Source organism: Parapedobacter koreensis (assembly GCF_900109365.1).
Lineage (GTDB): Bacteria > Bacteroidota > Bacteroidia > Sphingobacteriales > Sphingobacteriaceae > Parapedobacter > Parapedobacter koreensis.
Map to the genome: position 1 here is coordinate 45,586 of NZ_FNZR01000013.1, position 13,388 is coordinate 58,973.

At 51.0% G+C, this 13,388-nt stretch carries 12 protein-coding genes; 4 read left to right on the forward strand and 8 right to left on the reverse strand.

What is annotated here, in order from left to right; translation table 11 throughout:
• The first annotated feature begins 118 nt into the window (after positions 1 to 118).
• The 4 genes from BMW65_RS22310 to BMW65_RS22320 all read left to right on the forward strand — a co-directional run bounded on the left by BMW65_RS22310 (position 119) and on the right by BMW65_RS22320 (position 5,181).
• Complete coding sequence (locus tag BMW65_RS22310; RefSeq protein WP_090609059.1) at positions 119 to 1,942, forward strand: DNA polymerase III subunit gamma/tau; 1,824 nt, start codon at positions 119 to 121, stop codon at positions 1,940 to 1,942.
• 66 nt (positions 1,943 to 2,008) lie between these two features.
• Positions 2,009 to 2,632 (forward strand): endonuclease Q family protein, encoded by a 624-nt coding sequence (locus BMW65_RS23985; RefSeq protein WP_143053980.1) that lies wholly within the window; start codon positions 2,009 to 2,011, stop codon positions 2,630 to 2,632.
• Between the two features lie 2 nt (positions 2,633 to 2,634).
• A complete protein-coding gene (locus BMW65_RS22315; RefSeq protein ID WP_177181268.1) occupies positions 2,635 to 4,311 on the forward strand; it encodes a UvrD-helicase domain-containing protein in 1,677 nt (558 codons plus the stop codon).
• 3 nt (positions 4,312 to 4,314) lie between these two features.
• Entirely contained in the window at positions 4,315 to 5,181 is an 867-nt protein-coding gene (locus BMW65_RS22320) for a 3'-5' exonuclease (protein ID WP_090609063.1), read from the forward strand.
• On the opposite strand, the gene BMW65_RS22325 is transcribed toward BMW65_RS22320, so the two are convergent.
• The 8 genes from BMW65_RS22325 to BMW65_RS22360 all read right to left on the reverse strand — a co-directional run bounded on the left by BMW65_RS22325 (position 5,182) and on the right by BMW65_RS22360 (position 13,378).
• Entirely contained in the window at positions 5,182 to 6,924 is a 1,743-nt protein-coding gene (locus BMW65_RS22325) for an ABC transporter ATP-binding protein (RefSeq protein WP_090609064.1), read from the reverse strand.
• Positions 6,921 to 7,664 (reverse strand): LOG family protein, encoded by a 744-nt coding sequence (locus tag BMW65_RS22330; protein ID WP_090609066.1) that lies wholly within the window; start codon positions 7,662 to 7,664, stop codon positions 6,921 to 6,923. Before BMW65_RS22330 ends, BMW65_RS22325 begins: the two co-directional genes overlap by 4 nt.
• Positions 7,665 to 7,668: 4 nt before the next feature.
• On the reverse strand, positions 7,669 to 8,505 hold the full coding sequence (locus BMW65_RS22335; protein WP_090609067.1) for a restriction endonuclease: 837 nt from the start codon (positions 8,503 to 8,505) through the stop codon (positions 7,669 to 7,671).
• A 93-nt stretch (positions 8,506 to 8,598) separates the two neighbouring features.
• Positions 8,599 to 9,336 carry an HAD family hydrolase gene (locus BMW65_RS22340; protein ID WP_090609069.1) on the reverse strand — a complete coding sequence of 246 codons (738 nt, stop codon included), beginning with the start codon at positions 9,334 to 9,336 and terminating at the stop codon, positions 8,599 to 8,601.
• Between the two features lie 159 nt (positions 9,337 to 9,495).
• Positions 9,496 to 10,614, reverse strand: coding sequence for an ABC transporter permease (locus BMW65_RS22345; RefSeq protein WP_090609070.1), 1,119 nt, complete (start codon positions 10,612 to 10,614; stop codon positions 9,496 to 9,498).
• Positions 10,611 to 11,717, reverse strand: a complete 1,107-nt coding sequence (locus BMW65_RS22350; RefSeq protein WP_090609072.1) for an ABC transporter permease — start codon at positions 11,715 to 11,717, stop codon at positions 10,611 to 10,613. Before BMW65_RS22350 ends, BMW65_RS22345 begins: the two co-directional genes overlap by 4 nt.
• 1 nt (position 11,718) lies before the next feature.
• The gene (locus tag BMW65_RS22355) at positions 11,719 to 12,465 is read right to left on the reverse strand and encodes an ABC transporter ATP-binding protein (protein ID WP_090609074.1); all 747 of its coding nucleotides are present in this window, start codon (positions 12,463 to 12,465) and stop codon (positions 11,719 to 11,721) included.
• Entirely contained in the window at positions 12,455 to 13,378 is a 924-nt protein-coding gene (locus tag BMW65_RS22360; protein WP_090609075.1) for an ABC transporter ATP-binding protein, read from the reverse strand. Before BMW65_RS22360 ends, BMW65_RS22355 begins: the two co-directional genes overlap by 11 nt.
• Between the last annotated feature and the right edge of the window lie 10 nt (positions 13,379 to 13,388).

The following is a 13,388-nucleotide window of genomic DNA, read 5'->3' on the forward strand; positions in this document are numbered from 1 at the left end:
AGTCCATAGATGTTAATAAAAGTTAAAAGATAGTTGACCACGTGCTTGTTGCTGATTTTTGTCGACACCATGACGTGAAAGCGCTTGCTTTTCGTCCGAAATCCCTATCTTCGTACCGATGGATAATTTTATCGTTTCGGCCCGTAAATACCGCCCAGCCACGTTTGACACGGTAGTTGGTCAGCAGCATATCACCGTTACCCTCAAAAACGCCATAAAAAACAATCAACTGGCACAGGCTTTTTTGTTCTGTGGTCCGCGTGGCGTGGGTAAGACTACCTGTGCGCGTATCCTGGCAAAGACCATCAATTGCGGGCATTTGACGGCTGACGTTGAGGCTTGCGGTGAATGCGATAGCTGCAAGTCGTTCCAAAATGGTAATTCCTTCAGTATACACGAGTTGGATGCGGCTTCAAACAACTCGGTAGACGATATCCGTAACTTAATTGATCAGGTACGTATACCGCCACAAACGGGAAAATACAAGATATACATCATCGATGAGGTGCACATGTTGTCACAGGCGGCATTCAACGCTTTCCTAAAGACGCTTGAAGAGCCACCTTCCTATGCCATTTTTATCTTGGCGACCACGGAGAAACATAAAATTCTGCCCACTATCCTGTCGCGGTGCCAGATTTTTGATTTCAACCGCATTAAGGTTGCCGATATGGCCAATCACCTGGCTTCCATCGCCACAAAAGAAGGTGTATCTTACGACACTGATGGGCTGCATGTCATTGCCCAGAAAGCGGATGGCGGCTTGCGGGACGCCTTATCCATGTTTGACCAGATTGTCAGCTTCTCCAATAAGCAGGTGACTTACCAATCGGTCATTGACAACCTGAATATCCTGGATTACGATTACTATTTCAGGCTCACCGATGCCGTCATCAAGGAGGATTCGCCATCGGCTTTGCTGATACTCGACGAGATATTGTCCCATGGTTTCGACGGCAGCCATTTCATCAGCGGACTGGGTTCACATTTTCGTGATTTGTTGGTCGCGAAGGAACCGGCCACACTGAAACTATTGGATACGAGCGATACCATTCGTCAGCGATACCTGCGACAATCCCACGCGATTTCATCGGGCCTGTTGCTTTCGGCACTCAATATTGCCAACCAGTGCGAGGTCAATTACCGCACCAGCAAAAACCAACGGCTGCAAGTGGAATTGGCCTTGCTGAAAATGTGCCATATCGCTTCAGCCATCCAATTGGCAAAAAACGGAAGCGCGACGATAGTGGCTGAAAAAAAAAAGCCCAGTGAGTCTGTAATACCGGCTAACACGCCGGTGCAGCCCGTTGCTGGGGCTATTCCTGTGCAAGCTACTGCGGCGGAGGTTCCAGCCGCAATCGTGTCACCCCCTCAATCTTCGGTTTCCAGCCCGCCCTCGCCAATAATCGAACGCTCGTCGCCGGCCACCGGCCAGCCGTCGCCAACCACGCAAAACAGCCGCTCCTGGGGCAAGGTAAAGCTGAGTAATGCCATCCCCGATTTGAATACCATCTTTGACGATAAACAAGCCGTGGTGCAGGCCGATGAACCCGAATTGCTGACAGGGGACGAACGCGAGCCATTCAGCCATGATGACTTGCTGAAACACTGGCATGCCTTTGCTGACAAGCTGAAAGCAGACAACAAAATTAACCTGTTTACATTGATGACGGCCAATCCACCCCAATTACTGGCCGACTACCAGATAGGGGTGGTGGTGGAAAATCCCATCCAACAGGATTTATTGAACGCTTCGAAAATCGATATCCTTAATGAGCTCCGCTTCAAATTGCGGAATTTCGCTGTCAATTTAGTTCCCAAGCAGGTGGCGAATGACGCGGCGCGCAAACCCTATACGGCACAGGAAAAATACCAAGCGATGGCGGCGAAGAACCCGGCGCTTGATACGTTGCGCAAAGCCTTCAACCTTGGGTTGGAATAGGGACTGTGAGTTGGCGAGTTCTCCAAAACTTTATTAAATTAGTGGCTGCATAATGACTACCTTATCATGTTCTACATTGCTGATCTCCATCTGCACTCACACTATTCCCGGGCCACAAGTAAGGATCTCAACTTGGAGACCCTGTATCAATGGGCGCGCATCAAGGGCATTCATGTCGTAGGAACGGGTGATTTCACCCATCCGCTGTGGTTCAAGGAACTGAAAGCAAAGTTGGAGCCGGATGGCACGGGGTTATTCCGCTTGAAGCATCCTCCACAGGGGGACGTCCCCGGGTTTAAGTGCCACGATATCGATGTGCGGTTTTGTCTTACATCGGAGATAAGTTCCATCTATAAATATGGCGATAGGGTACGCAAAAATCACAATTGTGTATATGCGCCAGACTTTGATACGGTGGCTCGCCTCAATGCGCGGCTGTCGCAGATTGGAAACCTGGAAGCTGATGGGCGCCCCATCTTAGGATTGTCCGCTCGCGACCTGCTGGAAATCGTGCTTGAAACCCACGAGCATGCACACTTGATTCCGGCGCACATCTGGACACCGTGGTTTTCCATGTTTGGCTCCAAGTCGGGTTATGACAGTGTGCAGGAATGCTTTCGCGACTTATCCAGCCATATCTTTGCACTGGAAACAGGGTTATCTTCCGACCCGGAGATGATTGGCGGCTAAGTATGCTCGATAGTTATACGTTGGTATCCAATTCTGATGCTCATTCTCCCCAAAAGCTTGGAAGGGAGGCCAACCTTTTCGAGACCGAACGGAGCTATTATGCGCTGTTTGATGCGCTGAAGACGAAGCAGGGTTTTTTGGGTACTTATGAGTTTTTCCCAGAAGAGGGTAAGTACCATATGGATGGCCACCGCAAGTGTGACGTCTGCTTGGAGCCGGAGGAAAGCAGGCGGCATGGCAACCGCTGCCCGAAATGTGGGCAGCCGCTCACGATAGGTGTATTGCATCGGGTCACAGAGCTTGCAGACCGCCAGCAGCCGCAGCGGCCGGCCGGTGCGGCAGATTTCCACTACATCATTCCCCTGCCCGAGATCCTTGCTGAAGTGCGAAAAGCGTCGTCCACAAGTAAGGCTGTCAGTCAGGCTTTCCAGCAGGCCATTTCTTCGTTCGGCAATGAGTTTACCCTGCTTAATGAAACCCCTATAGAAGATATTGAGAAGCGCGTTGGGGTCGTATTGGCTGAAGCCATCAGAAGGATGCGTTCCCATCAGGTAAGTCCCCAAGGCGGTTATGATGGGGAATATGGTACCATCCGGATTTTCAATGATGGGGAGATTGCACGCCTGACCGGACAGATGAATTTTTTCGGCCTGACGGCCGAACACCGTCCCGCTAAGCGCAAAAGTAAGGACGCGGTGCTGGATGGGCCTCGGCCCGTCCAGCCACCGGTCGGAAGACCGGCAGCAGCGGTCCTCAATCCGGAGCAACTGATCGCCTGCGAGACGCCAGGGACTGTACTGGTGACAGCAGGCCCCGGCACAGGCAAAACACGTACACTCATCCACTGGATTGCGCGTTGCATCCGCAAATGCCATGCCCAGCCCCATGAAGTGATGGCTGTAACCTTTACCAATAAAGCTGCCGATGAGGTGAAGGCACGTTTGACGGCTGAACTGGGCGAACGTGCAAACGATGTGGTATTGGGAACGTTTCACGCCCTTTGTTTCGGCATCCTGCAGGCCTATGATGAACACCTTGCCCATGTGTATGATGCGGAAAGCCGCTGCATCATTTTGGGCATGCTCTTCTCGGAGACGGATGAAAAAGCGCTGAAAAAATTAGCAGCCCAATTAGGCGATTATTTTGAGACCAACAACACAGGTAGCACCGATGAAATCCAGCGTATGGCCGTTGAATACCGGCAATTCACTGCACAGCAGGGAGGCGTCGATGTAGCCGATATTATCGGATCGGTGATCCGGTTGTGGAAGGTTTACCCCGAACGCTTGGAAAGCTACCGGAAGCGCATCCAATATGTGGCCATCGACGAACTGCAAGACATCAGCCCTGTGCAGTATGCATTTTTAGCCTTGTTGGCCCAGGGCAAGCAAGTGTTTGCCATCGGAGACCCTAACCAGAGTATCTATGGTTTCCGTGGAGCAGACGTGGGGCTATTCTTCCGTTTCGGTGAGGATTTCCGGGCTACTGAAGTGGCCCTGGGATACAATTATCGGGCGACCGATACATTGGTCAGGGCAGCCGGTCAGGTCATCCGCTACAATGTCGTACGTAAGGATGCCGATTTGGTGACCTACCGGCCTGCAGGGGAGCGTATCCGTGTATGTACGACTGCAGACGCACAGGCGGAAGCTTTGTTTGTCATCAATGAAATCGAATAGCTAGTGGGTGGGTTCAGCAACCTCACCAACAATACCACGCGCCATCCCGATGGTGGGTATGGATTTTCGGATATTGCCGTGCTGTTCCGTACACGTGCCATTGGCAAATCCCTGTTGGCTGCATTCCGAAAGGCGGGTATACCTGTGCACTTCGGTGACGCTACGCCTTTTCTGGCCGCTTATCCGTTCCACCTCGTCGCCGACGTCATCAAGCTGTACTTCAACCCGGGAGATGTGATAGCGCTGGATAGCGTGCTTACCCATGGATTCGGCATGGACAGACAAAAAAAGCGGGCCTTCCTTGAGCGCTATCCTGAAGGTGAACGTTTTGCCGGGCTCTTTGGCCCTACGGCTGCGGAGGTCTTTGCCGGGCAGGGTGCTGCGGGCGCCGTCAGGTTTGTTTTTGAGCGGCTGATTCCCGATGCGTTGTTGGATGAAGTGGGGTTGTTTCAGAAAGAAATAATGATCAGCCTGGTAGAAGAACACGGATCGGACATCCGGCAGTTGCTACATAAACTTTCGGTAGATACTTATACCGATGTGGCTCGGTTTAAATCGGATGCGGTAAATCTACTGACATTCCATGCGGCCAAAGGACTCGAATTTCCTGTTGTCTTTATCGTGGGGGCTGAGGAGGGTGTCATACCCCTGATCAGTAGTAATGCAGACATCGAAGAAGAGCGAAGGTTGTTTTATGTGGCATTGACACGGGCAAAAGATAAGCTGTTGATAACGCATGCGGCCCGTAGGCAACTGGTTGACAAGACAGTGGATAGAGGGGGCTCACGGTTTGTGGGCGAAATTCCAGTGGCTTTGCGGGAAAAGGTACACATCAAACAACCGAAGGCCGCGCAGATGCGACTGTTTTAACTAACGCCGCTCGCCGATTTGCTGCCGCCACATGGCGTAGTACAACCCTTTTGCGGCCACCAATTCGTCATGGGTACCGGTCTCGGCAATCCTGCCCTTTTCCAATACGATGATGCGATCAGCATGCATGATGGTGGACAGCCGGTGTGCAATCAGCACGGTGATCTGCTGGCGTTCGCCCGATATGGCTCGTACGGTCTCCGTGATGACCTCTTCGGTGAGGGAGTCCAATGCGCTGGTTGCCTCATCGAAAATCAGCAGGCGTGGATTCCGTATCAATGCCCGGGCAATGGAAATGCGTTGTTTTTCGCCCCCGGATAATTTCAAACCACTTTCCCCGAGCAGGGTATGGATGCCCTTTTCGCTGCGCGCCAGCAAGGGCGTGCAACTGGCCTTGTGCAGCGCAGCAATAATTTCATCATCAGTGGCATCGGGCTTTACAAACAGCAGATTATCCTTGATGGTACCCGCGAAGAGTTGCGTATCTTGCGTCACAAAGCCAATCTGGCGGCGCATCTCATTCAGCCGTATTTTTTCGGCGGGCGTGTCATTGAACCAGATACTGCCCGATACGGGCCGGTACAATCCCACCAGGAGTTTCACCAAGGTCGATTTCCCCGATCCTGATGGGCCGACAAATGCGATCGTCTCACCCGTTTTTACGGCAAAGGAGATGCCATCGATGGCGTTTTGCGAAGCTGTTTTGTGGCGGAAGACGACATTATCGAATACAACCTCCTCTACGGGGCCTATAGGTATAGGATTTTCAGGGCGCCGTTCAATGGGTTTCTGCATCAGGTTGTCGAATAACTGGATGGAGGCTTCTGCTTCGCGATACTGCACGATGATGTTGCCGATATCCTGCAAAGGCATGAAAATGGCCGTAGAGATAAATTGCATGGCAATCAGTTCACCGGGTGTGAGCACCTCGCGGAAAATAAGCCACAGCAAGGTGAATAAGATGGATTGCCGCAGGAGGTTGAGCGTGGAGCCCTGAAGAAAGGAGAGGAACCGTACACGCCGCGTTTTGGTCATTTCCAAATCGTATATGGTCTGCGTATGTTCCCGCATGCGCCGGATTTCGGGAAAAGTAAGCCCCAAACTTTTGACCAGCTCGATATTCCGGAGCGACTCGGTGATGATGCCTGACATCCGGGTGGTTTCGCGGTTGATGCTACGCTGGGTCGTCTTGATTTTGCGGCTCAGCATGCCCGTGATGGTACCAATGACCACGAAGCCGATCACGAAAATCGGGATTAATGCCCAATGTTTGGTAATGGCATACCAAATGAGGAAACCAAAGCCCACCAAGGAAGAAAACAGGATGTTGATGGCCGATCCGATGAAACGTTCCGTATCGGTACGCACTTTTTGCAAGATGGCCAGTGTTTCACCACTGCGCTGCTCCTCAAACTCCTGAAACGACAGGCGCAAGGTCTGCCGTAGCCCGTCATTGAAAATCTGCATACCGAAGCGCTGTACGGCAAGGCGCATCACGTATTCCTGAAACGAGCGGCTCAAGCGCGCAAGTAGCGCGATAACAATGGCCACGAATAGCCAGAATAATACACCTTGTACCAATTCTTCTGCGCTTCGGCCGCCCATATTATTGGCATAGTCATCAATGATTTTTCCGAAAATGAGGGGATCTATCATGGATAATAGTTGGGCGACCGCAGCAAGGAACAGCGCCACGTAAATGTATTTACGCTGCGGCTTGAGGTATTTCCACAGGATTTTCACGCCCTTTTTAGCTTGCGTTCACCCAATAACCAGGCTGCTTTTCTCGGTGGTTCCAATTTGATGCTGGGCGATCCTTCGGCATGTTTGCGGATATGGGATACGACCTCTTCCACCGAATCCGTAAAGAGCAGGAGATCCATGTCTTCGGGACTGATGGTTTCTTCCTCCATCATGCGTTGCACATGGGCGATGATTTCCTTATGGAACCCGACGCCCATGACCACAATCGGAAACCGCTGGATCTTGCCGGTTTGGATAAGCGTCAGGGTTTCAAAAAACTCATCCAGCGTACCAAAACCACCGGGCAACACCACGAAGGCGAAGGAATATTTGCGCAGGAGTTCTTTGCGCACAAAGAAATATTCCATGGTCACAAACCGGTCGAGGTAAGGGTTATGTTTTTGCTCGTGGGGCAGCAAGATATTACAGCCCACGGAAAGCGCACCGACATCCTTGGCCCCACGGTTTGCCGCTTCCATGATGCCGGGACCGCCACCGGTCATGATGGCGAAACCCAGCTTGCCGACCTCAGCCGATACGTTACGGGCGAGCTCATAATAGGGATGGTCTTCTTTAAAACGGGCCGAGCCAAATACGGTGACACAAGGCCCGATGAAATGCAGCTCCCTAAATCCCTTGAGAAACTGCATGACCACCCCACCAACGTATTTGAGCTCTTTCCAGCGGGCACGTGCGCCCTCCATGAATTTCTTTTCTTCCCTAAAAAACGCATTGCTCATGGTGTCATGTGTTTTGATAATTTACCAATTCGGTAGCTTCCTGAATGATTCTTCGCTTTTTGCGGGGGGCGCAATCCAGTGCCGCCAGGTGTGTTTCATCCTCAAGCAAGTCTTTTACCAGGATACACCTGCGGACCAGGAGCTGGTCTTTTTCGGCCTTATTGAGGGTCGTCAGACACGTGACCGGGTATAAACCTGCATTATCCACGCGGCGTTTGATACTGCTTTCCTCGGGATAATCCCAAGCAAGGAGGTTCAGGCCATAATATTGTGAAAAACGGATGGAATCCGTCGTCATATAGGCATTGGTGACCAGCCATCCCGCTGTAAACGATAGCTGCCTGCCGAAGAAAGTGAATTCACGGCCTTCGAAATCCTTCACCCGCGATAGAAAATACATGGGTGTCGTCACCGTGATTTTTGCGTCGTCCGTATTGCGGAATTTACATTCTATCAATAGCAGTTCGTCATCTTTTTGTGCCACTACGTCCACTTCGTGGGTTACCGCATTGCCGACCAGCAATTGGCCGGTGATCGTTTGGTAATGCGCATGCCGAAAGAGCCTGGCCACCCATTGCTCGAAGTAGTAACCCGCTGGTCCCAAATCTTTAAGGGCCCGTTTCAAGCTGTAGCGGGCAGCAAAGGAGTCGGCTTCCCTTTTCAGTAAGCGGAAAGCAAGCCGGTAAAGATCGCTGGTGCTCATCCCATCGTAGACCATGGGCTTCATGGTGTCCCATACCCCGTCCACCACATCAGGCGAGGCCCCCGATTTGGAAAGAGAGCCTTTTAAACGGTTGACGTCAAACGTTACGAGTTCACCGGAATATTTCTTCACTTGCATAAGCCAGCCGTGTTTCGATGGTGGCAATATGCATATTTTTTAGGGGGATGCCAAATTTTGCATTACAACGCTTTGTTTACGCATTGGGTAGCTTCAGGCAATACCACCGATTAGTGGGGCCTGCGGTTGCCAACTTTCCAATAAGGCGGGCAACTGGCTGAAATCGCCAATTTCAGCATCCGATATTTCCAGCTCGTCGATACCCCATTCTTCCCAGCCCATGACGTTGAGCCAAATGGTCTTGCAACCCACGGCCTTTGAAGGCAAGATATCCCGGTTGTAGGAGTCGCCCACGGCCACACACTCTTCGGGCGAATATCCCAAGCGACTAACGCCCTTTTCGTAAATCTCTGTATTGAAATGCATCACAGAGGTGCTGGATTCTACAACGTCTGCAAAATACTGTTTAATGCCAAATTCAGTGAGTACGGCGTCTAAGTTGCCATAAAAATCGGAGACCAAAACAATGGGAAATGTACTCGACAACCGTTCGAGGATACGCTTCGTGCCCCTCAGCGTGCGCAGTGCCAAGTTGTTGCATTCCTTTGCCATCGTCTGCACATTGCCATAGTCCAGCTGATAACCTTGCGCCGTCAGGTAGTCGAATTGCTGGGTGATTTTATGCACCAGTACGTCCAAGAAGACATGGGTAGGTTTGATCACTTCCTCGGTAGCCAATACATTTTCGGAATAGGTGTACGCCCGGTTAAACATTGATTTATCTAATCCAATAATGTGCTTTTGGAATTTGTGCCATAGAATAGCCCCCCAATGTTGCCCATTGGTGTCAATGGTGCCTTCATAGTTTAATAGAATCCCTCTTGTTTGCATGTTGTAATTGTTTAATCGATAACAGACGTTTTGACTTTTTATTTTTATAAGTCAAAAGTATAAAATAATTCGGGTGTTAAATTTAATTTCTTCAAGTAGACGATAATAATGACCCATAAATTACAATCTGGAATGTTAAAACATGTAAACTATTGTATTTCAGTTTGTTTTGCGGTAATTTAATGTTGCCCATCCATTCAGTATAACGGCAAATCCCAGCATGGCACATAAATGTGGGAAGACGTCGGCCCAGCCGCTTCCTTTGAGCACAATCATGCGCATGACCTCCACCAGGTAGCTCACCGGATTCAGCCGGGATAGGGCTTTGGCCCACGGGGGCATGCTATCGATGGAAGTAAACAGCCCACCCATCAGGATAAAAATCATCATGAAGAAAAACATAATGAACATGGCTTGCTGCTGCGTATCCGTATAGGTAGATATCAGCAAACCGAAGCCCAATACCGCCAATAGGTAAATGCCTACAAAACCATACATGGCTGATATGCTGCCCTGGGGAAAAATGCCGTAGATCACCCATGAAACCAGCAAGCCAACGGTAAAGACCACATTGCCCAATACCCAAAAGGGAATGAGCTTGCCAAGGATGAAATGGTGCTTTTTGATGGGGGTTACGTTGATTTGTTCGATGGTGCCGATTTCTTTTTCTTTGACAATGTTCAGTGCGGAGAGGAATCCGCCCACCATGGTCAGCAGAATGGCCAAGATCCCCGGCACCATGAAAAACTGGTAGTTCAGCAGGGGATTGAAGCGGTTGGATGGTACTACTTCAATGGTGGAAACCGGCTGGAAACGTGTAGGTGTCATCCATTCCATGCGGATATCCTCGTTGTAGTCGCGCAGGATGCGGGTAAGGTAAGCACTTCCCAAACCCGCCTTGGTGCCGTTGATGGCGTTGACGGCAATGAACAATTGCTGGTGGCCGTCGCGGATAAGCTCGCGCTCGAAACCGCGTGGTATCTCCAGCGTGAGGTCGGCTTTGTCCTGCTCAATGAGGTGATAGGCTTCCTTGAGTGATGCAGGATACCCTTGTAGCCTGAAATAGCCCGAAGCGGTAATCTTCGAAACCAACTGCCGGGAGTAGGGCGAATGGTCGTGATCTACCACCGACAGGTTGATGTTTTTGACCTCGTAGTCGGCGGCAAGCGGCAGGATGATGAGCTGCATCACGGGCATCACCAGGATAAGCGCGAGGATGGCCCGGTTCCTGAAAATCTGTCGGAACTCTTTTTGGAGTAAAAATTTAAGGATTCTCATTCCAGTCGTATCTTAAAACTCTTTAAACTGATGAGGAAGAAAAACAATGTAATGCCGCACAGTACCAGCGTCTCTTTCCAAATCCCCTCCAAGCCTACACCCTTTATCATGATGGATTTCACGATGATGTAAAACCACTTGGCGGGGACGATGTTGGAAAAAACCTGTAACGGCATAGGCATGTTTTCAATGGGAAACATGAACCCACTGAACATCATGGTGGGCAGCAGCATCCCCATCAAGGAAATGAGCATGGCCACTTGCTGGGATTGGGCCTTGATGGAGATAAAAATTCCTAAGGTGAGGCAGGTGATGATGAACAATGTACTTTCGGCAAACAGCAGCAGCCAGCTGCCCGCCACGGGGAGTTGCAACACCCATACACTCATCGACAAGATGGAAAGCACGTTGACCAATGACAGCAACAGGTAGGGGACAGCCTTGGCGAGGATGACCCACATCGGCTTGAACGGTGAGACCAGCAAAACTTCCATGGTACCGGTTTCTTTTTCGCGCACAATGGAGATGGCCGTCATCATTACCGATACCAGCATCAGCACCAGTGCCATCACGCCCGGCACAAAATTGGGCGCTCCTTTGAGCTGCGGGTTGTACAGCATGTGGACTTCGGGTGTGATGCGATAAGGCAATCCATTACCCTCATTCAACTCCGTCTGGTAATCCTGAATGATGGACGAGACGTAGCTGGTCAGGGTTGTTGCGGTGTTGGGGTCTGACGCATCCGCGATGACCTGTATTTGCGCATGGTTTTGATGGATGAGGTCGTTTCGGAATTGGGCGGGAAATACAATAGCCAGTTTGATGTTGCCCTCTTTGAATGCGGCTTCCATGCGGTTTTGATCCATCACATCCTCTTGGATTTCAAAATAGTTGCTGGCCGCAAGGCGGTTGGTGATGCGCCGGGATGCCTCATCCTTGGCTTGATCTATCACGATAATCCGCGCGTTCTTGATTTCGTTGGTAAGCGCAAACCCAAAAATAAGGATCTGTGCAAGCGGCATACCAAAGAGAATCAGCAGCGTTCTTCTGTCGCGCAGCACATGGAAAAATTCTTTTTTGACAAATGTGATAAATTGCTTCATGTTAATCTCCTCTTTTCGCGCCACGGGCCAATTGATAGAACACGCCGTCCATGGAAGGCTCATTGAATTGTCGTTTCAGTTCTCCGGGAGTACCCAAGGCGTTGATGCGACCATCCACCATAATGGAGATGCGGTTGCAATATTCGGCTTCATCCATATAATGCGTGGTCACGAATACCGTGATACCGCTTTCGGCGGCCTCATAAATCATGGCCCAGAACTGCCTGCGGGTCACCGGGTCGACCCCGCCGGTGGGTTCGTCCAGGAATACGATACGTGGTTCATGCAATATCGACACGGAAAATGCGAGCTTCTGTTTCCAACCCAGCGGCAGTTCGCCGACGAGCTTTTTGCGCTCGGCTTGCAGCCCCAGGCGCTCAATCAACACTTCGCTTTTTGATTTGAGCTGGTGGTTGTCCAGTCCGTATATTCCGCCGAAAAAGCGGATGTTTTCGAGTACCGTGAGGTCTTCGTACAGGGAAAACTTCTGGCTCATGTAGCCGATGTGGCGTTTGATTTGCTCGGTTTGCCGGTAAATGTCAAATCCGGCAATCGTTGCCCGGCCGGAAGAGGGGATAGACAGGCCGCAGAGCATGCGCATGGCTGTGGTCTTACCGGCTCCGTTGGCTCCCAAAAAACCGAATATCTCTCCCTTATACACCTCAAAGGTGATTTCGTTTGTGGCGATGAAATCGCCGAACCGCTTGGTCAGTTTTTCGGCGGAGATGACAGGTTCCCTATGTGTCATGGCGTATCAGCATGTTAATGAAACAATCTTCGATGGTAGGCGCAATCGGCTTTACTTCGATGTCCCCGAAACCTTCGGCTGCGAGGAACCGCGTCAGTTCTTCCGGCAGGTCATGCCCGCCCATGCCCCGCGTATCCAAGTGGATATATTCGCCGAACAAATAGCTGTGCATATGTGGGTGATACGTGGGTAATACGTGGATAAGACGTGGCAAATCATTGGCTTGGACGGCATACAGACTGCTGGGATAAGCGTCTGCAATCCCCTGTGGCGAGTCGATCGAGAGGATGCTCCCGTTTTGAATAAGCGCAATGCGGTCGCATAAGGAGGCCTCATCCATATAGGGCGTGGAAACCAAGATGGTAATGCCCTGTTGCCGGAGGCGCTTCAGCATCTCCCAAAACTCCCGGCGGGATACCGGATCCACGCCGGTGGTGGGCTCATCGAGGAAAAGCACGGTGGGTTTGTGTATCAATGCACAGCAAAGCGCCAGCTTTTGTTTCATTCCACCTGACAGCTTGCCTGCCCGGCGTTTGCCAAAAGGGGCAATCTGCACGTAAATGTCCTCGATGAGGTGATAGTTTTCCTTGACGGTGGTGTTGAAGACAGTGGCAAAGAAATGGAGATTTTCCTCAATGCTGAGATCCGGGTAGAGCGAAAAGCGACCCGGCATATACCCCACCTTGCTGCGTATCCGCTGATAATCGGTTACGATATCATGCCCGGCTACCGTGGCTGAGCCACTATCCGGTAGCAATAGGGTGGTGAGCATGCGAAAAATGCTGCTCTTGCCAGCTCCGTCCGGCCCGATGAGGCCAAACAATTCGCCCTTCTCCACCGAAAAGGATACGTTGTCCACGGCTTTTACTGTGCCTTTTTGGTACGTCTTGGTGATGTTTGTTGTAGTGACCATATTGGGAGCT